At 45.4% G+C, this 25,127-nt stretch carries 17 protein-coding genes; 11 read left to right on the top strand and 6 right to left on the bottom strand.

The features are described 5' to 3' along the window. Positions 1-192 precede the first annotated feature (192 nt). Positions 193-612: a response regulator gene (locus NDI44_RS09015; protein WP_190415106.1), complete on the top strand. Its 420-nt coding sequence runs from the start codon at positions 193-195 to the stop codon at positions 610-612. A gap of 89 nt (positions 613-701) precedes the next feature. On the opposite strand, the gene NDI44_RS09010 is transcribed toward NDI44_RS09015, so the two are convergent. Both NDI44_RS09010 and NDI44_RS09005 read right to left on the bottom strand, forming a co-directional pair. Beyond that, positions 702-1,427 (bottom strand): 2-phosphosulfolactate phosphatase family protein, encoded by a 726-nt coding sequence (locus tag NDI44_RS09010; RefSeq protein ID WP_190415674.1) that lies wholly within the window; start codon positions 1,425-1,427, stop codon positions 702-704. Positions 1,428-1,507: 80 nt separating this feature from the next. Further along, positions 1,508-2,002 (bottom strand): thioesterase family protein, encoded by a 495-nt coding sequence (locus NDI44_RS09005; RefSeq protein ID WP_190415105.1) that lies wholly within the window; start codon positions 2,000-2,002, stop codon positions 1,508-1,510. A gap of 74 nt (positions 2,003-2,076) precedes the next feature. On the opposite strand from NDI44_RS09005, the gene NDI44_RS09000 reads away from it, so the two are divergent. The 7 genes from NDI44_RS09000 (at position 2,077) to NDI44_RS08970 (ending at position 16,465) form a co-directional block, all read left to right on the top strand. Further along, positions 2,077-2,229 (top strand): hypothetical protein, encoded by a 153-nt coding sequence (locus NDI44_RS09000; RefSeq protein WP_190415104.1) that lies wholly within the window; start codon positions 2,077-2,079, stop codon positions 2,227-2,229. A 58-nt stretch (positions 2,230-2,287) separates the two neighbouring features. After that, positions 2,288-7,483, top strand: coding sequence for a tetratricopeptide repeat protein (locus tag NDI44_RS08995; protein WP_190415103.1), 5,196 nt, complete (start codon positions 2,288-2,290; stop codon positions 7,481-7,483). Between the two features lie 189 nt (positions 7,484-7,672). Continuing rightward, a complete protein-coding gene (locus NDI44_RS08990) occupies positions 7,673-8,818 on the top strand; it encodes a DUF928 domain-containing protein (protein ID WP_190415102.1) in 1,146 nt (381 codons plus the stop codon). Between the two features lie 108 nt (positions 8,819-8,926). Further along, on the top strand, positions 8,927-12,463 hold the full coding sequence (locus NDI44_RS08985; RefSeq protein ID WP_348235268.1) for a tetratricopeptide repeat protein: 3,537 nt from the start codon (positions 8,927-8,929) through the stop codon (positions 12,461-12,463). 53 nt (positions 12,464-12,516) lie between these two features. Beyond that, a complete protein-coding gene (locus NDI44_RS08980) occupies positions 12,517-14,670 on the top strand; it encodes a caspase family protein (protein WP_190415100.1) in 2,154 nt (717 codons plus the stop codon). 566 nt (positions 14,671-15,236) lie between these two features. Next, complete coding sequence (locus NDI44_RS08975) at positions 15,237-15,974, top strand: transposase (protein WP_242037171.1); 738 nt, start codon at positions 15,237-15,239, stop codon at positions 15,972-15,974. Then, positions 15,953-16,465, top strand: coding sequence for an RNA-binding protein (locus NDI44_RS08970; protein ID WP_190415098.1), 513 nt, complete (start codon positions 15,953-15,955; stop codon positions 16,463-16,465). Before NDI44_RS08975 ends, NDI44_RS08970 begins: the two co-directional genes overlap by 22 nt. A 50-nt stretch (positions 16,466-16,515) precedes the next feature. On the opposite strand, the gene NDI44_RS08965 is transcribed toward NDI44_RS08970, so the two are convergent. The 3 genes from NDI44_RS08965 to NDI44_RS08955 form a co-directional block, all read right to left on the bottom strand. After that, a complete protein-coding gene (locus NDI44_RS08965) occupies positions 16,516-16,908 on the bottom strand; it encodes a hypothetical protein (RefSeq protein WP_190415097.1) in 393 nt (130 codons plus the stop codon). 46 nt (positions 16,909-16,954) lie between these two features. Then, positions 16,955-18,061 (bottom strand): EAL domain-containing protein, encoded by a 1,107-nt coding sequence (locus NDI44_RS08960; protein ID WP_190415096.1) that lies wholly within the window; start codon positions 18,059-18,061, stop codon positions 16,955-16,957. 850 nt (positions 18,062-18,911) lie between these two features. Further along, a complete protein-coding gene (locus NDI44_RS08955; protein ID WP_190415095.1) occupies positions 18,912-20,834 on the bottom strand; it encodes a tetratricopeptide repeat protein in 1,923 nt (640 codons plus the stop codon). 272 nt (positions 20,835-21,106) lie between these two features. Here NDI44_RS08955 and rpiA point away from each other — a divergent pair, with 272 nt between their 5' ends. Further along, a complete protein-coding gene (gene rpiA, locus NDI44_RS08950) occupies positions 21,107-21,817 on the top strand; it encodes a ribose-5-phosphate isomerase RpiA (RefSeq protein ID WP_190415094.1) in 711 nt (236 codons plus the stop codon). A 157-nt stretch (positions 21,818-21,974) separates the two neighbouring features. On the opposite strand, the gene NDI44_RS08945 is transcribed toward rpiA, so the two are convergent. Further along, the gene (locus NDI44_RS08945; protein WP_190415093.1) at positions 21,975-22,511 is read right to left on the bottom strand and encodes a DUF3421 domain-containing protein; all 537 of its coding nucleotides are present in this window, start codon (positions 22,509-22,511) and stop codon (positions 21,975-21,977) included. Between the two features lie 72 nt (positions 22,512-22,583). On the opposite strand from NDI44_RS08945, the gene NDI44_RS08940 reads away from it, so the two are divergent. Beyond that, the gene (locus tag NDI44_RS08940) at positions 22,584-23,765 is read left to right on the top strand and encodes an aldo/keto reductase (RefSeq protein WP_190415092.1); all 1,182 of its coding nucleotides are present in this window, start codon (positions 22,584-22,586) and stop codon (positions 23,763-23,765) included. 106 nt (positions 23,766-23,871) lie between these two features. Further along, a complete protein-coding gene (gene mnmH, locus NDI44_RS08935) occupies positions 23,872-25,050 on the top strand; it encodes a tRNA 2-selenouridine(34) synthase MnmH (RefSeq protein ID WP_190415091.1) in 1,179 nt (392 codons plus the stop codon). Positions 25,051-25,127 lie beyond the last annotated feature (77 nt).

Genomic DNA, 25,127 nt, shown 5'->3' with positions numbered 1-25,127 from the left:
CTGATGGCGTAGCCTTGTTGAAAGAAATGATTGCCCAACTCATGCCCACCCCGTTTATTTAATTGAGTTGATGTCCCAACTATAATAGAGAATAAAGAATGAGTTTCGTTGAGAGTAGATTGCTTTGAGCTGAGCGAATACATTTTAGGTTTGGGCTTCGCCCAGCTATTGATTAGAGAGGGATCAAAATCCATGTACAAGATAGGTGTATTGGATGATGAAAATTGGTGTTTGATTATCGAGCGATTTTTACGAAAAGATTTTGAAGTTCATATTTATAAAACAGTCTTTACGTTTTTACAAGAAATAGAAAGTTACGATTTACTGATTATAGATTTTTCTATTCCCCCCGCTCCGTATGAGAGAGGCATGGATGGTTGCGAGATCATCAATCATATCAAAAATGATTTTATAAATCCTCCCTTATTAGTTTTAGCAACCGGCTTTATTAGTGCTAATGAGTTAGAGTTTGGCAGAGAAATCTGTCCGGAAGCCGATGCTTTTTTAGCGAAAGATGCAGGGTTAGACATCATTTTGAATGAAATCAAACGACTGCTGAATTCTAAAGATAGTGATGCATCTAATCGAGCGATCGCAAATCCACCCAGTTAGATGCTTCATGACTTTATAAGTAATACATTCCCGTTCGTAGTCGCTCAGTAAACTGCATTCTACAGACGGAGAAAAGTAATAAGGCGTGCTTAGATATTCTTAACCAACACTCCAATGTCTCGTTGAATCGGCAGCACATCTAAAATATCGGTTTGGGAGCAATATTTCAGGTCTTCTTGACAATCGAGGCGTAACAGCCGTTGACCATGACTAGCGTGGTGGAACAACTCTAGTAAATTATTTTGCCACTGCTGGTAAAGAGCGATCGCGGCACATCCTTCATCGTTACCTATTTCTAGCGAACCTTTCTCTTGCAAAGAATGAGCGATCGCACCTGCACACACCGTATCCTCCAGAGAAAAACTACCTTCCCAACCCGATCCCAGCAGCCAAACCGTCTCTGGCTGCTTGCTGAGAACGTATTCTACCACCGCTTGACGATTCACTAACGCTGCTGCCAGAACCACTGGAGCCTTCTGTACTCGCGTTAGGGCGCGAGTGCCATTCGTAGTACTGATAAATAATCGTCGTCCCTGTACGCGCTCTGGCGTACAATCCAGGGGAGAATTGCCCAAATCGCAGCCAGACACTTTAGCACCGCCTCGTTCACCGGCGCGCAACCGGAGATCGGCTTGCCACTGTTCGCTGACTTGCATCAAGGTTCCCATATCGCTAAAGACTTGGACAGCCTCAGCACCCGCATTCAGCGCGGTGGCGATAGTAGTCGTAGCGCGGAGTACATCGATGGCGATCGCACACTCAGGTACGCTGTCGGAGGGAGTCAGTTCGGGCGTGTGGTAGACAAATAACTTCACAATTAAGGTTTTACCTGCAATCAAAACTATTGACTTAACATTTTAGGGAGCATTAGGTAGGAAAGCCTACCAAATTTAGATTAAACCGCCGAAAGTCGTGCCAACGCATCTTTCATCGTGGGTGGTAACTGGCGCATAATCTTACCCTTCTCTCGATCTACTACCACTAACGTGACTTTTGCAGTGACGTACAACTCTTGTCCATCGAGAGATTGAATCTGATAATCCCAATTGATGCGGACACCCTCGGTATCTGCCATGCGCGTCTTCAGCACAGCACTCATTCCCATCCGCAGAGGGCGGTGGTAGCGCACCGAAAGATCCACAACCGGCATATCGCATCCCAAGGCGACTAAATCTGCAAATTCGATGCCAATTGAGCGCAGGCATTCCACCCGCGCTTCCTCCATCCAGGCAATATAGGAGCCATGCCAGACAATCCCTGCATAGTCAGTATGGTGAGGATGCGCCTTGACTGGGTATTCAAACCAGTTCTCTGTCGTAGCTGTTAGAGATACGCTTTCAATCGCGCCCGTAGGTGGCAGTGATGGCGAGGTTTGTGGTTCTTCTGACACGTTGCCTATCGTCCTCAGTACACCTAGAGGATTGTACCTCTAGACTGAGCGCGATCGCCTCCTGAGATCGTTAGATGACTCTTCTTCCTGCGCGAGGGCTATTCTCAGTGCGATCCTTCCGTAACGAGCGATCGCAAGCGTGGATCTCTTCCAGTAGCATAGAAATTTTCTGCTTGCCAACCGTGATTTCCTCAGAAAGCATCGGGTTTTTGCCGATTCCCTACTGATGAAATGACCAATTTCTAAGCCAGCCATCTGCTAAACCGCTTGTGGAGGAGTTGCCCAATGCATCGTCGCGTCTATCACCTCAGCCTTCTCACGATTAGCCTGCTTCTCACCCTTCACCCTTCATCCTTGATCCTCGATCGTTCTGAAAGCGCTTTAGCACAGGCACCAACCTCTACAGACCGGAAAACTGAAGCAGACCGACTTTTCCAACAAGGCGTACAGCAGTATCGTCAAGGGCAATACCCAAAGGCACTCGCCACCTATCAACGGGTGCTAGAAATACAGCAACAACTGAATGACAAAGCCGGAATTGGGCAAACCCTGAACAACATCGGCGAGGTTTACTACTGGTTGCGGCAACCTGACAAAGCTTTAGATGTTTTGCAGCAAGCTTTGGCTATTCGCAGAGAATTAAAAGATCGTACAGGGGAAGGAGAAACCCTAGATAATATTGGCTTGAGTTATTTCTGGAATGACCAAAATGACAAAGCTTTAGAAACCTTGCAACAAGCTTTGGCGATTCGTCGGGCAGTACAAGACAAAGCAGGAGAAAGTAAAACCCTCAGTAGTCTTGGCACGCTTTACGCGGGTGGTCTTCAGCAATATCCCAAAGCCTTAGAAAGCTTACAGCAAGCACTGGCAATCCAACAAGAATTAGGGGATAAATTTCTACTGGGAATTACTATGCGCCGAATGGGGACAGTCTATCGAGGCATGAAAGAGTATCCTCGTACTTTGGAGTGGTTGGAGAAATCGTTAGCCCTCAGCCGCGAAGTGCAAAACCGTGTAGGTGAAGGGGAAACTCTCTATCAGATCGGCTTAACTTACTTTAATCAAGACAAGTATGACCAGGCTTTGCAATTTTATCAGCAAGCATTGCCTCGTATTCAAGCCGTAGGAATTCACCTAGTAGAAGCTGGCATTCTCGAAGGAATGGGAGATTCTTACTTTAATCAAAAACAATATGAGCAAGCGATCGCCTTTTACCAACAAGCCCTTCCTGTTGTCCGAGAAGTAAAGAATAAGTCCCAAGAAGTTAGCATTCTTCTATTCATAGGGAAGGCTTACAGCAGTCTCAAGCAATACGAGCAAGCGATCGCCTTTAAGCAACAAGCTCTGGCAATCGCGCAAGCCATTCCCAATAATAAAGCGCAAGAAGCCAATGTTCTCTCTGGAATAGCCTATATTTACTTTAGTCAAAATCAATATGAGCAAGCGATCGTATTCTATCAACAAGGACTGGCGATTACACGAGAAACCCAAGATAAGCCCCAAGAGTCTAACTTTTTATCTCTAATCGGAAGTTCTTACTATTTGCAAGGTAAAGACGAGCAAGCCATTGAATTCCTTCAAAAATCATTAGCTATTCGCCGAGAAATCAAGGATAAACCCGCTCAACTAGAAACCCTAATCTTGTTAAGTGGAATATATAGCTCAACAGCCATATCATTTGTCAACAGAGGGGTGTATCCTCAAGCAAAAGCAGAGTATTCTCGCGTGATAGAGTTGGCACAGGAAGCTTTAAACCTTGCCAGAGAATTGAAAAAAACAAAATCAGAAGCAAGTGCTTTAATTCATCTGGGAGCAGCTTACAGCTTCTTTCAAGACGAGCGAAAAGCGATTGAAGTGTTACAACAAGCGATGAGCATTGCGCGAGAAACCAAGGATTTAGGTATTGAAGACTCAGCTCTGACTCAGCTTGCTAGCATTTACAATACTCAGGACGACTCTCGCAAATATATTGAAATCAGGTTGCGACAAGTCGAAATTGCACGACAGCAAAATAATAAACGGGGTGAGGCAGATGTTTTACTCACTTTAGCCAGCACCTATAACGTACTTGGAGAAAATCAAAAGGCAGTCGAAACCTACCAGCAAGCATTAGCCGCAGCGCGACAAATCGAAATCGCTAAACTATTGCCAAATTTACAAGATAGTGCTTTAAGCACAGAATCGAGTGCGCTATCTGGCTTAAGTCTGAGTTACAGCAATCTTGGGGAATATGACAAAGCTATTGATTGGGCGCAACAGCTATTAAAGCGTGCACAAACCCTCGGTAAACCTGAATTAGAAGTAGACGCGCTGCTGCGGTTGGCTTTCTTATACAATGTACCTCTCAAAAATGTTCCGAAAGCCATTGAAGTCAGTCAGCAAGCCTTAACCATTGCGCGGAAAATCAAAGAATCCTCCCTTGAAGCAAAGGCACTGGCAAGCTTGAGCAGCGCTTACAACAAACAGGGAAACTATCCCTTAGCGTTGCAGTCGGCTGAGCAATGTTTAGCAATTGCCAAGCAGCTAGAAAACCCCCAACTAGAGCAGAATGCTTTGGATATTCTTGAAGAAATTTACTCCAACCAAGGTAACTATCAAAAAGCGGTGGAGTTTGCTCAAGCTAGGTTGGCAGTAGTGCAAAAGGCAAAACTGAACAACTATGAAATCAGTGCTTTAACGTCCCTAAGCCAGAGTTATGGCTTGTTAGGTGATACTACCAAAGCCGTGGAAACAGCCAAGCAAGCTTTAACTTTAGCACGACAAAGGCAAAATACTTCTCGTGAAGCCCTAGCTTTAAATTCTCTCAGCGACGCCTACAGAGTTCAAGGAGAATACGAACAGGGGATAGCTGTAGGACAAACGTCTTTGGAGATATCGCGCAAAAACAAAGATTTCATTGGAGAAGTAGCGGCGGCGACTATTCTTAGTGGAATGTATGAGGCTTTGGGAGAATATCAAAAAGTAATTGCAGTTGCAGAACCAGGTTTAGCACAGGCAAGGAAAATAAATAATCGCGAACAAGAAGCAGAGTTACTAATCAAGTTAGGAAACTCTTACGGAATTATCGGAAAATACACAGAAGGCAAACAGCTAGGAGAGCAAGGATTAGCAATTGCGCGAGAATTAAAAAATCGTAGGCTAGAATCTTATGCTTTAGCTCGATTGAGTAACCGCTACAAAGATTTAGGTGAATATCAGAAAACATGGGATTCACTTCAGCAAAGTTTAAAAATTGCCCGTGAAACTAATATTCCAGCAGCACAGACCTTACCTCTAACTTCTCTGGGGATTGTTTATGCTGAGCTTGGGGATTACCAAAAAAGTAACGAATTCTATCAACAAGCACTGCCCATACTACGTCAACTCAAGAATCGCTTTGACGAAAGCCTTGTGCTGCTTTTTATCGCCCAAAACTATTTTGCCCAAGGTAATCCACAAAAAACTATTGAATCCGCTCAAGAAGGATTAGCAATTGCTGGAGAAATTAAAGAGCCGCGAATCCAGGCATTTGCTAATATCTTGCTGAGTCTTGGCTACGGGCAATTGGGTAATGACAAACAAGCAATGGAAGCCGCTCAAACTTGGTTAAATTTCACTAGAAAAGTCCAAAATAAAGTTTGGGAAAAACAAGCCCTTACTCTGGTTGGACATATCCATCGCAAATTTAGACGCCAAGAAGAAGCCATTGAGGTATATCAACAAGCACTTGCGATCGCAACCGATAATCAAGCTCCTGGCGCTGATGCTTTCATTTATTCAGGATTAGCGCGTATCTACCAAGATTTAAATCAGTCAAGTGTTGCCATTACTTACTACAAGCAATCGATTAACAAAATTGAGGAAGTCAGACGCAGTATCGAAGGCTTACCACAAGAGTTACAAAACTCTTTCTTAGATGCAACAGTTGATTTCGATAAAGTGAAGGTGTCTGATATCTATCGCCAGCTAGCAGCCTTGTTGCTCTCTCAACAACGGGACAAAGCGGCATTACAAGTACAGCAACTTTTGAGAGAGCAGGAAATTCGCGAAGCTGTCAGCCCTAGAGATGCTGCGGGGGATAAACCTAACATTCCCCTTACTCCGACAGAGAGACAGATTCCTGCTCAAAGCGAGTCTATCATTGCCTTAGCAAACCAAATTAATGAATGCGATCGCACTAACTGTAGCCAGCTTAAAGAACTTACGACTCGCCGTACTTCTCTGATTGTTGAATTTGACCAACAATTGCAGAAGATTGACCAAGAAATTCGTGCTAACCGCGCCAAAGATGACGCTTTCTTTGACCCAAATAAACTGGCAAAAGCTCAAGAGATTGTCGAGGCACAACCAGGCACGGTGATGATTTATCCCTTGGTGCTAGAAAACGAACTGTGGATACAACTATATGCCCCAGGGGGTGCGGTCAAAACCGTTAAAGTTAACGTCGGAAGAGATGAATTAGGAAAGGCAGTCAAAGAGTTCCGCGATTTAATGAAGGAGTGCGAGAAGGTCGCTCATTGCGGTTCTGATGAAGCTACTAAAATACAAGCAGTTAGCCTAAAACTTTATAACTGGTTAATCAAAGACTTAGAAGCGGAACTTCAGAACAAGAATAACCAGGTGAAAAACTTGGTCTTTGCTCTCGATAGAGTAACGCGCTATATTCCGATGAGCGCCCTTTATGACGGGAAACAATATCTAATTGAAAAATACACCGTCTACAATGTATTGACCGAAGATACTGACACCCGCGATAAACTACCTATCGGCACTCAAAATAGCCCTGTTTTGGCAATGGGATTATCTGATGCTGTCCCTGGTTTCAGTCCTCTACCAAATGTACCTGCTGAAATTGATGCGATTGTGCGTCAAGAAACCAAAAATAATCAGGGAATTTATCCCGGTCAAAAGTTCCTAAACCGTTCCTTTGATTTCGCTACCCTGCAAGACAATCTGAAAAGTTATAAAATTTTACACCTAGCGACTCATGGTGTATTTGTTCCTGATAGTGCAGATAAATCCTACATCCTATTAGGAACTGGCGAACAACTTACGATTCCCCAAATAAAAACCTTAACCGGGTTAAATAACATTCATTTGGTAGTGTTGTCAGCTTGCCAAACCGCTTTGGCTGGCCCCCGTCAAGACGGTATAGAAATTGCTAGTATGGCTTACCACTTCTTGAATCGGGGTGCAAAGGCGGTGATGGCTTCTTTATGGCTTGTAGACGATAGCAGCACCAGTCTCTTGATGCAGCAATTTTATAAAAATTTAGCCAACGGCACCTCTGAAAAGGCAATGACCAAAGCGGAAGCGTTGCGCCAAGCTCAACTCAATCTGTTACAAGGTAATGTCTCAACAGCAGCTAATACCAATTCTCGTGGTGGCATTATTGTCGAACAAATACCTGGCTCTCGACCGCCGATAGCCCCCAGCAACGGCTCAAAATTTTCTCACCCCTATTATTGGGCACCGTTTATTTTGATAGGAAATGGACTTTAAAAAACTATAAAAATTCAGGTGTTTGGTAGAGGTAAGAGAGATGGAAAAAATTTCTCACCTTCTTACTTACGATTCTGCACCCTTTATTCAGCTTAGGAATGGATAATAACACGCCCAACTCAGATAGTTGATGCTTTAGCGATTGGCTATACTAGAGGCGCTTAACGCTCAGGAGAGGCAACAAATGCAATGAAACAAAGAATTCTAGCCACCGTTGGGCTGTTATCTGCCCTCTGGTTCGCTACGCCAGTGAGAGCGGAAAATCCCGAACATCTTAAACGGTTGCTGGAAACCAATAAATGCTTGAATTGCGATCTTAGTGGTGCCAACCTGATTAGTGCCAGATTGGTTGCAGCCGACTTGAGAGGAGCTAACCTGAGTGGTGCCAACTTAAGCGGCGCTGACTTGTCTGGTGCTAACTTGACCAATGCCAACTTAACCAGTGTGAATTTGAATAACGCTAAATTAACGGGTGTTATTGGACTTTCTAACAATCTTGTCTCTTTGGAGCCAAGAACACAGAATAGGCAGGAAAGTGGAGGATTACGTTTGAGGGGTATCGTTTACAATCCTCCAGAGCAAGAAGTTCCAAATATTCGGGAACCAGGAGCCTCGCGTGGTAGTAGCGCCTGTATTGTTGATGCAGAGGGTCTAACTGCGTTGATACCAGGCAAGAATTTTGGGGTAACGGTTACAGGATATCCAACCTTCTTCTTTTATATTCCAAAAAATGTCCCGCAGACAGCAGAGTTGATGGTATGGGATGTAGAGGGAAAGCAGGTTGTTTACGAGACCACTTTCAAGATTTCTCAAAATCCTGGTGTTGTTAGCGTTAGCCTCCCCGAACAAGCAGGTATAAAACCGCTACAAGTTGGAAAAACATACCGTTTTTCCTTCGCACTGCTTTGCGACCCTGAAGACAGAGGGCGTAATATTTTGGTTGAAGGCTGGATTCGACGCAACGAATTAAGTGCTACTCTCGCCAGTCAATTACAGCAAGCATCTCCCCAAGAGCGTCCAGCCATCTATGCAAAAGCTGGCATCTGGTATGAGACTCTGACGACTCTGGCTGAGCTACGTCGCGATCGCCCTAACGATTCTACGCTAGCAAAAGCCTGGGAAGATTTGTTGAAGTCAGTGGGACTTGAGGCGATCGCTACCGCACCCTTACTTCCGCAGCAAACACAGGGAAGCACTCCACCAATCTCTCAACCGGCTGGTACTTTAAATGCACCTGGAGGGCAGGCGGGAGGCGGAACCCAGCTTAGGGGTGGTGCTTACAATCCTGCGGAAATTGCAGCTCCTGGCGCGACACAAGGAGGAGGATCTCGCTGACGATTGGATAAACTTTCTACTGGTAAGACTGCCAGATATCAATTACTTACCGCAAAAGAAACGTGATGAAGGATATTAAAGCTAATCCGCTTGTGTAGCAGTATTTTTATGCGTTCCCCTATCCAGAAACTTAGCTTTACTACAGCCTTACTTTTATCTTTCAGTTACTTCTTCCCAATGGCAGCGAGGTCCTTAGCCTTAGCAGAGTTCCTGGTGGAACCAGCACAAAAAACACGGTTTATCGCATCTCGACAAGAGCAAAAAACTGAGGCAAATCGGCTGTTTCAACTAGGCATTCAGCAATTTCGTAACAGCCAGTTTAAAGAAGCTCTGCAAACCCTAGAAAGAGTTCTGGAAATTCGCAAAAGAATTGGCGATAAACCAGGGGTTGGGGAAGCACTTACTAGCGTGGGGGAAGTTTACAACGGATTGAGTCAATACGCCAAAGCTTTAGAAAGCTTACAGCAAGCACTGTCATTCCGCAAAGAAGCGCGCGACAAGGTAGGCGAAGGACGGACGTTAACAGAAATTGGTGCCACATACCGCGAGTTAGGACAGTTTCCTAAAGCAATGGAGATTCTACAACAAGCGTTGGGAATTCTGAAAACAACAGACGACAAGGTAGGCGAAGGCAACACTCTCTATAACATTGGCATTGTTTATAGCGGACAGGGACAATATCCGCAAGCACTAGAGTTCCTCCAGCAAGCTTTGGAAACGGCGAAAGCAGCAGATGACAAGCTAGGCGAAGGTAGAACTCTGAACACGATTGGTGGAGTCTATGACAGTCAGGGACAGTATCAAAAGGCGATAGAGTTTCAACAACAAGCTTTAAAAATTCTTAGGGATATTGGCGATCGCTTGGGTGAAGTCCGCACTCTAAATAACTTGGGCATCACTTATCGCAAGCTAGGCAGGTATCCTCAAGCCCTAGAAGTCCATCAACAAGCTTTAGCCATTAGCCGAGATATCGGGAATCCCGCCAATGAAGGGCGTAACCTTTACAACATTGGTGTCGTTTATCGCAGCTTAGGCAACTATCCTCAAGCTCTGGAATATTATCAGCAAGCTTTAGCCATTAGCCAAGACATTGGTGACAAGACAGGTGAAGGGCGCACTCTTATCGGCATTGGCGCAGTTTATGACAGTCTGGGGCAGTATCCAAAAGCGCTAGACTCTTACCAGCAAGCGTCGGGAATTCTTAAAACCATCGGCGACAAGGCAGGTGTTGGGGCGACTCTCAATAACATTGGGGGAGTGTACTACAGCATGGGCGAGTATTCGCAAGCACTGGCATTCTATCAGCAGGCAATAGAGATTGCTAGAACCATCGGTGACAAAGCTGGTGAGGGGCGCACGCTCAGCAACATGGGGGGAGTTTACGATAGTTTAGGTCAATATCCTCAAGCACTGGAATTCTATCAACAAGCTTTAGCTAACCGCAGAACTATCGGCAACCGCGCGGGTGAAGGAAATACCCTCAACAGCATTGGAGGAGTATACGAAAATTTAGGACAGTATTCTCAGGCACTCGCATTCTTCAAGCAAGCTTTGGAGATTCGTCGGGAGATTGGCGATAAGGCAGGCGAGGGAACGACTCTCAACAATCTTGGAGAAACCTACCGCAATTTAGGTCAATATCCCAAAGCGTTGAAACTTTATCAGCAGGCGGTGGAGATTCTCAAAGAAATTGGCGACAAGGCGGGTGAGGGAGTCACCCTCAACAATATCGGAGTGGTTTCTAACCAGTTGGGACAGTATCCCCAGGCGCTGGAGTTCTTTCAGCAAGCTTTAGCGATTCGTCAGACAGTCGGCGATCGGGCTGGCGTTGGGGCAACTCTTAATAACATTGGGGGAGTTTACAACCAGTTAGAACAGTATCCCCAAGCGTTAGAGTTTTTTCAGCAAGCATTGGGAATTGCTAGAGAAATTGGCGATAAGACGGGCGAAAGAATTGCGCTTGGCAATATAGGTTTTCTGTTAGAGAAACAGAATCAGCCAGAATTAGCGATCGCTTTCTACAAGCAAGCCGTGAATGTTACCGAAGTAATTCGGCAAGATTTACGAGTGCTGCCACGAGAGCAACAGGAATCATATACTCAAACCATTGCCGACACCTATCGCGCCTTCACTAACTTGTTGCTGTCGCAAGGACGAATTTTAGAAGCTCAACAGGTGTTAGAACTGTTGAAAATTCAGGAATTACCCAACTATACAAAAAATGCGAGAGCTGGGGATAAAACTTCAGGAATTGCCTTGAATTCCATTGAAGAAAAGATTCTCAAGGAAAATGGAACGTTAATCGCTTTTGGGCAACAAGTTGAACAGTGCAAGCAGAATCGGTGCAGCCAATTGAGCCAATTCAACGATCGGCTTCAGGCTTTGACCGAACAATATAATCAGACAATTGAAACTATTCAAAAAGAAATCCGCAGCCGTCGCGCTCAAGATGATGCCTTTTTTGACCCCAATAAACTTAGTAAAGCTAAAGAGATCGTCGAATCTCAACCAGGTACCGTGCTGATTTATCCCTTCGTACTAAAGGACAAAATTTGGTTGCTATGGGCATCGAAAGGAGGCATTGTTAAAAGCCTGGAAGTTCCCGTAACGCAGCGGCAATTAGGCGAATCTGTATTAAAATTCCGTCAGTTAGTAGAAGATTCCCGGTCTGACATTGCCGAAGTCAAGACAACGGGGAAACAACTCTACGACTGGCTAATTAAACCGATTGAACCCGAACTCAAAGCGAATAAAATTCAAAATTTAGTTTTTTCGATGGATCGGGTTACTCGTTACATTCCCATCAGTGCATTGTTTGATGGCGAAAAATATTTAATTGAGAACTACTCCGTTTCTACGGTGCTATCTGCTGACTTAACAGATGTGCGCGATCGCCTTCCTCCTGGCATTCAAAATACCTCCGTTCTAGCGTTAGGACTATCTCATGCAGTTGCTGGCTTTAATCCACTGCCCAATGTCCCAGCAGAATTAGATGCGATCGTGCAAAAGAAACCGAACGACACAACAGGAATTTATCCGGGAAACGAATTTCTCAACAATGCTTTTGATTTTCCTACTTTGCGAGATAATCTGACAGGTCATCAGATTTTGCATATTGCTACCCACGGTCAATTTGTGCCAGGACGCCCAGACGATTCATTTCTGCTATTAGGTACGGGTGAGAAATTAACAATTTCTCAGATTCAAACTTTACAAGATTTGGGCAATGTTCATTTGGTTGTGCTATCAGCTTGCGAAACGGCACTGGGCGGGCCTGACCAAGACGGTGTAGAGATTGCTGGCATCAGCTACTATTTCCTCAATGCTGGAACCAAGGCAGTAATCGCTTCCTTGTGGCTGGTGGACGATCGCAGCACCAGTCATCTGATGCAAAAATTCTACAGCTATTTAGCTCAAAGTACGCAACAGACACCCATAACAAAAGCTACAGCCCTTCGCCAATCTCAACTGGGCTTGCTGCACGGTGATTTCTCAACCCCAGCGCTTAATAATGTTGATAGTCGCGGCAGTATTAATGTTGAAGCAATACCCAATTCTAGAAGCGAAAATACTCTCGGTGCTGGGTCAAAATTTGACCATCCTTACTATTGGGCACCGTTCATTTTGATAGGAAATGGACTTTAAAAAATTTTGAGTTTTGAGTTAAGACAGTAACACCAATCTAGTTAGAAGTAATTATGCCTTACATTAAGCGTCGTCAGTTTTTGCAGTTTGCTGGATCGACTTTGGCAACGCTGGGTTTGAGCCAGCTGGAGATTATGCAGCAAGGCGATCGCTTTAGTCGTGCGATCGCTCAAGGAACGCCTCGGAAACTTGCCTTGCTGGTGGGGATTAATGCCTATCCAACAGCACCGTTGCGAGGATGTGTCACTGATGTCGAGTTGCAGCAACAACTGCTGATTCACCGATTTGGCTTTAATCCGAAAGACATTCTGCTCTTGACTGATGGGCAAGCGACCCGCAAGGGCATCTTAAATGCCTTTGAAGAACACCTGATTAAACAAGCTAAAGGCGGGGATGTCGTGGTCTTTCACTTCTCAGGGCATGGTTCCCAAGTAACCGATCCCGACTGCGACTTCAAAGACCCGACAGGGAAGTGTCTTAATAGTACCTTTGTGCCCATCGATAGTGCGCTGCCTACCGGATTTCCCAATGAAAGAGGCGTTGTCGAGGACATCATGGGGCACACCTTATTTTTATTGATGGATGCCCTGAAGACAGAGAACGTTACCGCAGTGCTGGATAGCTGTCACTCAGGTGGCGGCAAACGGGGGAATTTAGTCGTGCGATCGCGTGATGGGGGTTCCCAACTTCAACCAGTTCCTGCCGAAATAGAATATCAGGAACAATGGCTCTCTCGCCTGAATCTCTCACCCGCTGAATTTGTGCGTCGCCGTCGCGAGGGTGTCGCCAAAGGTGTCGTCATCGCCTCCGCCAAGCGGGAACAGTATGCCGCAGATGCCCCCTTTAGCGACTTTTATGCCGGTGCTTTTACTTATTTAATGACTCAATATCTGTGGCAACAAACTGGCAGCGAATCTTTTGCCAGCGCCCTCCCCAATATTGGTCGTAACACTACACGGATGTCATCTCGTCAAAACCCTGAATTTGAGGCAAAACCAGGCAGCAATAATCTTAAGCAACCGATGTACTTTATCGGTCAACAAACGCCTCCAGCAGAAGCTGTCATCACTAAAATAGAGGGCAACCAAGCTCAATTATGGCTGGGGGGACTCAACCCCGAAAGTCTAGTTGCTTTCGAGCAAGATGCCCTTCTCACCGTAGTAGACTCCCAAGGGCGCGAACAAGGAGTCGTGCAGTTAGAATCTCGTCAAGGCTTAATCGGACGCGGCAAATTGTTAAAAACTGCCAAACCCGGATCGCTGTTGCAGGAACGCACTCGCGGGATTCCCAGTGATGTAACTTTAAAAATTGGTCTTGATCCCTCTTTAGGCAACGACACCGCGCAGGCGAAGCAAGCTTTGCAAGCGATCAAGCGCCTTGAAGCTATACCTTTACAACAGCAAGAGGTGCAATACATCTTTGGAAGGATGAAGAATGAGGGCAGTTTAGGTCTATTTTCGCCAGCGATGGAGCCGATTCCTGGCTCCTTTGGCAGTGCTGGTGAAACCGTAGCCAATGCGGTCAGTCGCCTGCAAGCCAAACTGAAATCTTTACTAGCAGCCAGGATTGTCAAACTCACTCTGAATACCAATTCATCGCGCCTAAACGTCAATGCTTCGATGAATCGAGCCGGTCAAAATGAAATTTTGGCTAGTGCTTTCACCGTTCGCGGTAGCGATCGCAGTCTCGGTCAAAAAACTTCTTCCAATAATCCTTCAGGAAATCTTCCCTCAGATGCCCGAAAGTTACCGATCGGAACGTCGGTGCAGTTCCAGATTACAAATAACGAGCCGCGCGACCTCTATTTCAGCGTCCTAGTCATTGACCCAACTGGAGAAATATCGGCAATCTTCCCGAATCAGTGGACGGCGACCGATGATGTTACGCAGGTGAAGGCTGGGCAAACACTACAAATTCCTGGGACTGACGATCAATTTAACCTTGTCACCCAAGAACCCAAAGGAGTCGCAGAAGTCCTGATTGTTGCCAGTAGCACGCCCCTGCGAAAAGCCCTGCAAGCGTTGCGAAACCTAGCACCACGGGATACAAGAGGCCCCGTAGCTCTTTCGGAGCCAACTCAAGTGGTCGGCGATTTGCTGGATGACCTCGCGGAAGGCACGCGCGGCACTGGAAACTCTCCCCAAGGCGTGAGTAACGTAGATACAACTCAGATGGCGGCGATGTCGATTACCTTTGAAGTTATTTAACCGTTCCGGCGAAAACACAAAGCAGTATCTTGAGAACCGATCCACTTGGGGGTGGAGGTTGAGTGCTTCACGCCTGAAGATACTGCTAAAGACGGAAATCTGCTGTTTAAACTAGCCCCATAGCAGAGACCGTGATACCTTTAAAAATAATGTTAATATCTTGCAATAATTAGGAGCGATCGCAAACGTCTCGCCTCGATACTGCTGTAAACCACTCGATATCCATAAAGGTCGAGTGCAAAGATTACAGTAATTTAGGATACAATTCTCTAATGAGAATCGCCCATGAGTATCGATTGCGCCCAAGTCAGCAGCAGTTAGTTACAATGGAGGAATGGATAGAAGCGCTCAGATGGCAGTACAATTATCGGTTGGCTGAACGCTTTAACTGGTGGAAACAAAAAGGTTGTAATACTAACTGCTATTGCCAAAGCAGTTGTTCAATCGCATCAATTAGAGATAAGCTAGATTCTTGCAGCCAAAAGCGCAATTTTAAAAAAATAAACTCTTTATTTCCAGCCGATAAAAGACTTTTTTTTCAACTATTACAAAACTGCGTTGAGCAGGTGGCAATCCCTCGATACAATAGGAAAGCCCAGAAGCGGATTGAGCGGTTACAGCGTCAGTTGTCTCGCCAGAAACAGGGCAGTAAGCATCGAGTTAAAGCTGTCCAGCAGATTGAATTGTCACCGTTAAATGTTGCAAACCAGCGTCAAAATTTTTACCAACAAGTTGCCAACTGGCTATTGAAGCAATTAATGGTGGTTGCCGATCGAGACTTGATCAACAAAAAACTCGCCGGGAGCAAATTGGCAAAGTTTGTTACGGGTGCTGGATGGGAAAAATTCGTGTCTATCTTGGCGCTCATCGGTGCCGGGAAGAAGCGCTATTCGGCGTTTAAGGGGTTGATTGCAGGAAGGCGTTTCTATGGGCTAGTACATCCATCTGGCACGATTCAAGAAGATTCTAGCTGTGAGGCGGAATTTTTCAAGACGCAGGCTGATAGATGGTTTTTCTATTCTGATGACGGATTGGCTCTTAATCGAGATGAAAACGTTTTCAGGAAAATGAAGAAAAAGGCGGCGGTCATCCCATCAGGCTGTGGAGTTGGGGTAGACCAAAAGGCTCTCGCTGAAACGAGAAATCTCCAAATAAGCCGTAAGGTTGATTGGGAGAAGCTGTCACCGAAGAGCGGGTTTAGTGCGAGCAGCCCAATCGAGTATACGCTTTGTGCGCGATCGCAATTTTTGTCTAAAGATATTGAGTCTGGAGGTATTTTTCCATGTCTATTCGTTTGTATGTAGGCAATCTGCCCAAAGAAGAAGTAGACCGTCAGGAGTTACAAGCCCTTTTTGGGGACATGAGCGATTCTGTTTCCACCAAGGTGATTAAAGACCGGAAAACCGGCAAATGTCGGGGTTTTGCTTTTGTAACCGTGAAGACGGATGAACTGGCTGATGAAATTATTGAAAAGTTCAACGGTCAGATGTTCCAAGAAAGCCCGCTGAAAATAGAAAAGGCATTGCCACGAGCTAAGGGTGAAGGGGAAGAAGAACCTCGTCCAGCAGCTCCAGCTCCGATTAAGGACCCCAACAAAGCTGCTAGCGGCGGCGGTGGCGCTCCCGCTCCCGCTCCCACTGGCGGCGGTGGTGGTCGTCGCGGTGGCAGTAACAAGAAGTCACGGCGCTCTGAAGGGGCAACATCTAATAATGAATCAGATACCTTTCAACCCGACCCCCGTTGGGCTGGCGAATTGGCGAAGCTGAAGGAACTGTTGGCTGCTCAAAGCAATTAGTCATTAGTCATTAGTCAAAGGCTAATGACTAATGACTAAGCAACTAAAAGCTAATTACTCAGAGGGAGTTGCAACCAGTCTTGCAGGTAGCTGCGTAGCTGCTTAGCAAATTCTGGTCGTTGGTTAAATCGTTCGGTGCGAACGGGCTTGCGATCTTGATCGAGAGTCCAGCCATAATCACTGCTTAGACGCAATTTGCCTTGCCAGTCTGCTACTGAGACAATCAGCTGACTTGCAGGGCTGTTGTCTAGCTCTAGAACCCGAAATACGTAATTAAACGTATTCTGGGTGGCTGCGGCAACTGTGGAAGGCTGACCGTATTTTAGGTTGAGGCGCGATCGCACTTGTTCTATTAAACCGGGTTGCTCCACTTCCTCCAAAGTTTTGACGGCTAAGGTTAGTGCGAAATAAAATTCTTCGACTGGAATAAATTCAAGCTGCATAGATAAGAGTCAGTTGTACCAGGAAAGCATCTTACAGCATCTAGTTTTAACAGGTGCAGGGATCTGTGTAAGACAACATCCTGAGTGACGACTTCATAAAATCGAGCCGTTGCTGCTGCAAAGTTACCTGTGGCATTGCTAACCCAAATCCCTGCCCGTAATCTGCCCCTAAATCGCAGCAAAATTCAATATCTTCTCTGTCTTCAAGTCCCTCAGCGACAACTCGAATTCCCAAGTTATGAGCAGAATTCACTAAACTTTTGAGCATCACCTGCTTGAGAGAATGCTGGCTGCAACCATGTACTAATCGCCGATCTATCTTGATCAAATCGGGGCAAAACTCCATGAAGTAGTTATCAGGGGAAACACAGGCGCACAAATCATCTACAGCAACTCCAAACCCCCGTTCTCGTAGGCGATTGATGGTTTTCAAGAGTTTTGGGCAGCTGACCAGTGCTTCTACTTCGGTTAATTCAAATACAATTTGTTCGGGCTGTAATCCCAGATCGAGAATTAACTTGATGTTCTGCTCTAAGGATGCAGGATCTTTGCTAATTACATTGGGTAAGATATTAATAAAAAATGTTTGATGACTTTTGGTGTTAGCAATTGATTGTAAACAAATTGTTCGAGCCAGTTCATCAAACTCGTAAGCCAATTTTGTCGAAAGGGCTGCTTCAATCAATTGATAACCGCTGAAGTGTCCTTCACGCTCGTCTTTGGCGCGTGCCAAACATTCATAAGCAATTATTTCGCCGGTTGATAAATTGAAAATAGGCTGATAGTGAAAAAATATTTGCTGCTTCGCTAAAATCTGAAAAAACCAAGCATATTTAACCGCCTGGGTAATCGTGCTAATCGGTTGCGCTTTTAAAAAATCTCCTAGTAAATTTTGATAATCGCGTGTCGATGTCTCAATAGAAGAATCCTTTTGCTCGGTTCGCGTCAGAAAAAAGCGTGAGGAAGCTTGACTGGTTTCTGAAAGAACTTGGCTGATCTTGACGAAAATACTAACCAGTTCACGATTATTTACAGTTTGATAGAGAAGCTGAGGCATGGCAGGAAGCTCCTGAAACCCAATGCTGGAAAGACAGCAGCTAGTTTCCTTGTCATCAGGTTGGATAACCAGATTAAGCGGATGAATCTGTGACATTACAGCAGAGACTACCAATATTTTTTTCTAAGGAATAAAGATATATCAAACCAGGAAATACCCTGTATCCATTGAAACTGTCTTCTGCCTGAGGGCGTAAGAGGTATTCCCAACGGTACTATAGGTTAGTTTTCAAAAAATGGGAAGCTCGTAGTAAACATTATGTGCTTATAGGCTGCGCTCAAATTGCCATGAGCCGTTTTAGGCAAAACTTTGCCATCCTCTGCGAACCCATAGGAGATGTTCCTACAAAATCATGCCGTAATCGGGCAATACCTTGATATAGGCACTCAAAAGTTTCATTTAATACAGGGAGGTTTCTTGTAAATCGGCACACTAGGAGATAGAACCGCCATAAGTTCGCTTCATGCTGCGCGTGAAGCGAAGCTATCACGACAGGGAATCGCTAACGTGTCGCTCTTTACCAGATGCTTCGCTCATGCTAACAGACTCAAGCTTAGAGCTATACAAACTAAGCCTGCTTCAGGGAATCTTTATATATAGGGATTCTTGTTTGGATGCAGCAAAGTTTGATCCTGCTGCCTTTCACCGAAAAGCGGAAATAGGCATGGGGTAAGGTTCCGAGTGGATTGCACGCTTAATGAGAACTGCTATATCGTCTGCCTGCGCGGACTTTGTTTGAAGGACAGGCAAAGGTTATTTTGCTGCGCTTACAGTCGTCGGCTATGCGTTGTAAGTCAAGAAGTCTGTTGTGGACAGACGGATACAACCTTCGTCCCTACTGCTGGAAGTGCTAGCTTAGTGCATCGCTTCCATGAAGGGAATAGTGCTGGCGCGGCATTAGGTGAGTGACAGGAGAAGAGAGGATGCGATCGCATCCTTATCTGAATTATGCAGTTAACATTACAAAAACCAAAAAAGTGATCAGGATTGCATTGTAGATTGCATGATCGGCTGTACTTGCCTGAACTCCTGCTTCCTGAGCTATTTCTTCATTATTATTTTTTTTGAAAGACTGGTCATGTACAAATTTATAGCGGCAAGCAAATAAGAAACCTGGAATAATCAGCAGAAAACCTGCATAAATAGGAATTCCTACGGTGATATGGACTAAACCAAAAGCTGTAGAATTCCCGATTATCTGCTTCCAGGTGTTAGCACCTTGACGAAAAATCTTTTCCTCCAATCCAGCCCAAAAGGGAACCATTAAAATTAAACAGATCCAAAAAACAACCATCAAAACTTTTGTGTAATCAAAAGGGGGTTTTTGATTTGTACTGTTTGTCGGTACTGCTTTATAGGTCTTATTTGCAGCCTTTTCATTAGGTATCGGGCGAGGTTGAGTTGCAACATTTGCATTGGGTGATGGCTTGGGTTGGGTTACAACTTTTTCATCGGGTGATGGCTTGGGTTGAGTTACAACTTTTTCATCGGGTGGTAAGCTTTCACTGGGATTGGGAAGTTGAGAATTAATATCCTCTGATGGTGGAGGTTGAATGCTTTTAATAGTATCAAACGGTTGAAATATAATATTTCCAGAATTTCCGAAAACTGCACTAGCCCATCCCCATTGCATAAATTGGGGTACGTATGGGCTTACGACTGCAAATGTCGTTAAGGTAACAAAAAGAATAAAAGCTGCCCGAACATAACTTAAAATCCCACTTTTAAAATAAATTGCTAATACCCAACTTAATTGGGACTTGTTTTTCCAAATATCCCCTAAGATAAACCAAATAATTGCAACTGAAAATAAAGTAGAAAACATCTGCTTAAAATTTGTTGCCCAAGGCGATTGAGCAGAACTGATGATAAAAATAAATGTTGCAACAAATAAAAAATGATACTTAAACGCATTGACAATATTTTTTAGCTCGTTAAATAGTTGATTTCTTTTTTCAGAATTTAATAAATGCTGAAAGATTTTACCTGTTATGAGCAAGCAGATGAGTTTATAAAACGCAGCCGACGCATATTCTGGCTTAAGCTGTAAGGCTTTTTCAAAGCTAGCGATCGCTTCTTGATAGCGATGTAATTTTGCCAGGATAAAGCCTCGACCGTACCAGGCTTGAGGAAACCAAAATTCTTGACAATCTGGTTGAATTGTAGTGGCTTTTTCAAAGCTAGCCAGTGCTTCTTCATCCCGCCCTAAATTTACCAGTAACGAACCCCGATTGTACCAAGCTCGCTGATAGGCTGGATTGATTTCCAAAGATTTATCAAAATTGCAAAGTGCTTCTTGGCGGCGTTTTGGTAATGGTAGCACAGCCCCACGGGTACACCAGGCTTCATAGCCGTTTGGATTAATCTCTAAAGCTTTATCGCAGCTAGCGATCGCTTCTTTGCGGCGATTTAACTTACTCAGCACCCAGCCTCGCTTGTACCAGGCTTGATAAGATTCTGGTTGAATTTGCAAAGCCTGTTCGCAACTCGCTAGTGCTTCTTTCCCACGATTTAACATGATCAGTGCATGGGCGCGATCGCTCCAAGCTTCGGAATAATCTGGATTTAACTTTATCGCTTTGTCGTAGCAACTAACAGCTTCGTTGTAGCGGCTTAAATAAAATAAGGAAAGTCCATAGTTGTATAAAATTTTATCAGAATCCGGTTGAAGACCTAAAGCCTCTTGATAATGGGCAACAGCCTCTTTATACTTTCCTATTTCGGCTAATTTTAATCCTTCTTCAAACAGCAATAAGGCTTTGTGTGTAGTGCTTGTTTGCTCACCCTGATTTTTTTGATGGTGTGCTTCTGGAGTCAGATTTGAGTCGTGTTGATAATCTTCCTGAGAAAAATTTTCACCCTGAGTCATAGGAAGGGAACTCCAGATAGTAGACTGACTGTTGCAGCTGAGTTGGTTTAGGTTTACGCGATCGCATACTTTTCGGAGCGGAGCAAACCCCTCACACCCCCCTTCCCGCGGAGAGAAGGGGGGTTGGACTCTCCTCATCGCTAAAAACACTCGTCTTTTAGAAGTGGTTTAGGCAGAGGTAGAGAGGCAATGGAGAGAAGTGAACCGAGTAGTATTGCTAAGCGATCCTAGCCTACAGAGCTAAGTTGTCAATATCGCCAGGAGTTTTAAGAATGAGTGCAGAACAAGATCCCGTTAAGGTGATGAAGCAGGAAGTTGGGAAAGCCGCTGCCGCCCGCGTCCAGTCGGGGATGATAGTGGGACTGGGCACCGGATCGACGACTGCTTATGCAATTGAATCTTTGGGCGATCGCTTGAAGTCCGGCGACCTCAAAGACATCAAAGGCATCCCCACCTCATTTCAGGCATCCGTGCTAGCTAAACAGTACGGAATTCCCTTAACCACCCTGGATGAAGCCGATCGGATTGATATTGCCATTGATGGAGCCGATGAAGTCGATCCACAGCACAATTTGATTAAAGGGGGCGGTGCTGCCCACACCCAGGAAAAGATAGTAGATTGTTTGGCAGAGCAGTTTATTGTCGTGGTCGATAGTTCCAAGCTCGTTGACAAACTGGGTTCCACCTTCCGCGTGCCAGTAGAGGTAATTCCGATGGCGATAACACCCGTGATGCGGGCGATCGAAAAGCTAGGCGGGAAGCCAGAACTACGGATGGGCGTCAAAAAAGCGGGTCCCGTTGTCACCGATCAAGGCAATCTGGTCATTGATGTAAAGTTTGACACCCTCGATAATCCTGGAGAACTGGAAAAGACGCTTAATAATATTCCTGGCGTTTTGGAAAATGGTTTATTTGTGGGCGTCACAGATTTAGTGTTAGTGGGCGAAGTGGTAGATGGGAAGCCTATTGTGCGAGAAGCTTAATCTTCGTTTGCGATTCTCCAAGCAAAATTACTAATCTGCTCTCTACCTGGATTTTGTCTCTTTTCCCGTGCGAGACAAAATCCGACCCTATCCTGGTTTCCGGGGTTTTTGGGTTTACGTGCAACTGTAGCGATCGCACCAGCTTAAACTCGGATTTTTAACGATTTCTCCTAAGCACGGCTACCTGATAGTTGCGCTTGAGAATTTCCTGTCCTCCCCAACTGATATTGCAATTGCTAGCGGCAATTTTTCCGGGATGAACGCCTTTATTGTGAGATGCCCGACAGATAAATAGATCTCGATCTGCTTCTATCCCACCCGCGATCGCTCCCACTGGCACCCGTCCGTTCGATGCTGCTATCCAAACAATCCGAACGTTTCGGGGCGCGGTTAAAACTTCATAGAAAGGGGCGAGAATTTCCTCTCCACCCCAACCAAAATTACAATTGTTGGCAACAACTTTTCCCGGATGCACGCCACCGTTATATTCGGCGCGACAGATGTACAAACGACGCCCCGATTCAGATCCACCAACCACGGCATTGGGCGGGATGTCTCCATTCGATGCACCTACCCAATTCAAGGCTCCTTCAGGACGGGGGCTATTCTGAGCCAGGATCGCAGAACTCGATGCCAGCAGCAGGGTTGCTGGTAAAAAAGATAGCAAGGTAGCCCGAACAACGTTTGCAAGCATAGTCAATTACCCTAAAAATAGTTGTGCTTAACTACAAGCACAATTCAGCAATTTTCTTATGTATTTAGAAAGATGCAGTATCGGCGATTTGGGCGTACAGAATTACAAATGCCCGTGTTTTCTTGTGGGGGGATGCGCTATCAGTTTAAGTGGCAGGATGTCCCTGGATGGCGAGTTCCCCGCGATAATCAACGGAATGTAGAAGCAACGATTCGCCGAGCTTTTGAAGTCGGAATCAATCATATTGAAACTGCTCGTGGCTACGGCACCTCTGAGATGCAGTTAGGGCGAATTTTGCCGACTTTTCCGCGCGAAAAAATGATTATCCAGACGAAAATCAGCCCTAAAGCGGACGCTAAAGAATTTCGCCAAGAATTTGAGAAGTCCCTAGCTTACTTAAAGCTAGATTACGTTGATTTGCTGTCGCTACACGGTGTCAATACCGATGAGTTGCTGCACGACAGCATTAAACAGGGTGGCTGTCTGGAGGTGGCACGACAGCTACAAGATCGAGGCAAAGTTCGGTTTATTGGCTTCTCAACGCACGGGCCAAGTGATGTAATTGTGAAGGCGATTGAGACGAACCAGTTTGATTACGTTAACCTGCACTGGTACTACATCAATCAATTCAACTGGTCTGCCATTGAGGCAGCTTCTCGGCACGATATGGGCGTTTTTATTATCAGTCCTTCAGAGAAAGGAGGAATGCTGTTTAAACCGCCACAAAAATTGGTGGATTTGTGCTATCCCCTCAGCCCAATCGTGTTTAACGATTTGTTCTGCCTGAGTCATCCGCAGGTGCATACTCTGAGTGTGGGGGCGTCACGACCAGAGGATTTTGACGAACACCTGAAAACCTTGCCGCTGCTAGAGAAGGCCGAGTCGATTTTGTTGCCAATTCTTGATCGCTTGGAGAAAGAAGCGATCGCTACCTTAGGAGAAGACTGGGTAAAAACCTGGCACGTTGGCTTACCAAAGCCAGAAGCAACGCCGGGGGGACTAAATATCCAAGTGATTTTGTGGCTGAGAAATCTAGCGATCGCCTACGATATGATCGAGTACGCTAAAATGCGCTACAACTTGCTGGGCAACGCCAGCCACTGGTTTCCAGGAGCCAAAGCGGATCGGGTTCGAGAACTAGACCTCCGCCAATGTCTTACCCATAGTCCCCACGCCGACAAAATTCCCGCATTGCTGGAAGAAACTGACCGACTGCTAGGCGGTCAAACCCTCAAACGCTTATCCCAAACCTAAAATGGTATGAGTTGAGGTAATGGCTAATCAAAGAGTGGCTAATCGAAAAGTGGCTCTTGAACAATCCTTCAATTAGCCATCAGCAATTAGCCATTCATATTTAACAATGCCGCGATCGCCCAATTATACTCAGCTATCTGAGACAGAAACTTACAGCGAAATTATTGATGTCCGCTCACCCAGCGAATTCGCTGAAGATCGGATACCCGGTGCCATTAACCTGCCCGTTTTGGATGACGAGGAACGCGCTAAAGTCGGAACGCTCTATAAACAAGTTTGTCCTTTCACTGCCCGTAAACTAGGAGCGACCTTAGTTGCTCAAAATATTTCCCGTCACCTCACCCATCACTTTGCTGAAAAAGACAAAGACTATCATCCCCTCGTGTACTGCTGGCGGGGAGGACAACGTTCTAACAGTTTGGCAACCGTTTTGAGTCAAATTGGTTGGCAAGTCACTGTCCTCGAAGGTGGCTACAAAACCTATCGTTCCTTGGTACGCGAGCAACTGCAAGCCCTTCCAGAACGCTTTAACTTCCGGATATTATCTGGAATGACTGGTAGCGGTAAAACCCACATTTTGCGCCGTCTGGCTGAGTTTGGCATTCAGGTGCTGGATCTGGAAGGTTTGGCAAACCATCGCGGTTCTCTCCTGGGTGAAGAGTGGGAGAGTGGGAGTGGCGCTGAGAAGCAGCTTGTAGAAACAAGGGCGATCGCATCTGGAGCTGAGGGACAATTACCAAAAACCCATCCCCAACCTCAGCCATCCCAAAAACACTTTGAATCCCTGCTACTGCAACAGTTGCAAAGCCTCGATCCTAGCTTTCCCGTATGGGTGGAAGCGGAGAGTAATAAAATTGGGCGCATTTATGTGCCCCCATCTCTCTGGCAACAGATGAAACAAGCGAGCTGTGTGGAAATTGAGATGCCTGTAGAAGCTAGAATTCAGTGGCTTTTGCAGGAATATCCTCACTTAATGGCCCACCCGGAGGTTTTGAAAGCGAAGTTGCACAGACTGAAATCTCGCTATGGCTGGGAAAAACTCCAAGAATGGTACCAGCTCATTGATACCCAACAGTGGGAAAGATTGGTGAGAGACTTGCTTGAGTGCCACTACGATCCGAGCTACAACCACGCTATCCGCCGCTGCTTTCCCAATTTAGAGCGGGTAGTTTCCCTGGCGGATTTATCGGATGCGAGTGTTGATGCTTTGGTCAAAATTTTAGATTTAAGCGCAAGTTCTACGAGCGAACAACCAAAATCTATCCGTTGCTCAACCCCAGCCTAATCATCCAAAATCTAAAGTCGAAAATCAAAATTGAAAATACGGAAGCCCCATTAGATGCTCTAAATTGTTCTGACATC

This window comes from Trichocoleus sp. DQ-A3, assembly GCF_039961975.1.
GTDB lineage: Bacteria > Cyanobacteriota > Cyanobacteriia > Cyanobacteriales > FACHB-T130 > FACHB-T130.
The sequence above is the reverse complement of the archived record's forward strand: the minus strand, read 5'-3'. Positions and strand labels throughout refer to the sequence as shown.

Bases quoted from the DNA above. Each gene is read 5' to 3' on its own strand.
- NDI44_RS09015 (WP_190415106.1), top strand. From the start codon at position 193: ATGTACAAGATAGGTGTATTGGATGATGAAAATTGGTGTTTGATTATC.
- NDI44_RS09000 (WP_190415104.1), top strand. From the start codon at position 2,077: ATGACTCTTCTTCCTGCGCGAGGGCTATTCTCAGTGCGATCCTTCCGT.
- NDI44_RS08995 (WP_190415103.1), top strand. From the start codon at position 2,288: ATGCATCGTCGCGTCTATCACCTCAGCCTTCTCACGATTAGCCTGCTT.
- NDI44_RS08990 (WP_190415102.1), top strand. From the start codon at position 7,673: ATGAAACAAAGAATTCTAGCCACCGTTGGGCTGTTATCTGCCCTCTGG.
- NDI44_RS08985 (WP_348235268.1), top strand. From the start codon at position 8,927: ATGCGTTCCCCTATCCAGAAACTTAGCTTTACTACAGCCTTACTTTTA.
- NDI44_RS08980 (WP_190415100.1), top strand. From the start codon at position 12,517: ATGCCTTACATTAAGCGTCGTCAGTTTTTGCAGTTTGCTGGATCGACT.
- NDI44_RS08970 (WP_190415098.1), top strand. From the start codon at position 15,953: ATGTCTATTCGTTTGTATGTAGGCAATCTGCCCAAAGAAGAAGTAGAC.
- NDI44_RS08965 (WP_190415097.1), bottom strand. From the start codon at position 16,908: ATGCAGCTTGAATTTATTCCAGTCGAAGAATTTTATTTCGCACTAACC.
- NDI44_RS08960 (WP_190415096.1), bottom strand. From the start codon at position 18,061: ATGTCACAGATTCATCCGCTTAATCTGGTTATCCAACCTGATGACAAG.
- NDI44_RS08955 (WP_190415095.1), bottom strand. From the start codon at position 20,834: ATGACTCAGGGTGAAAATTTTTCTCAGGAAGATTATCAACACGACTCA.
- rpiA (WP_190415094.1), top strand. From the start codon at position 21,107: ATGAGTGCAGAACAAGATCCCGTTAAGGTGATGAAGCAGGAAGTTGGG.
- NDI44_RS08945 (WP_190415093.1), bottom strand. From the start codon at position 22,511: ATGCTTGCAAACGTTGTTCGGGCTACCTTGCTATCTTTTTTACCAGCA.
- NDI44_RS08940 (WP_190415092.1), top strand. From the start codon at position 22,584: ATGCAGTATCGGCGATTTGGGCGTACAGAATTACAAATGCCCGTGTTT.
- mnmH (WP_190415091.1), top strand. From the start codon at position 23,872: ATGCCGCGATCGCCCAATTATACTCAGCTATCTGAGACAGAAACTTAC.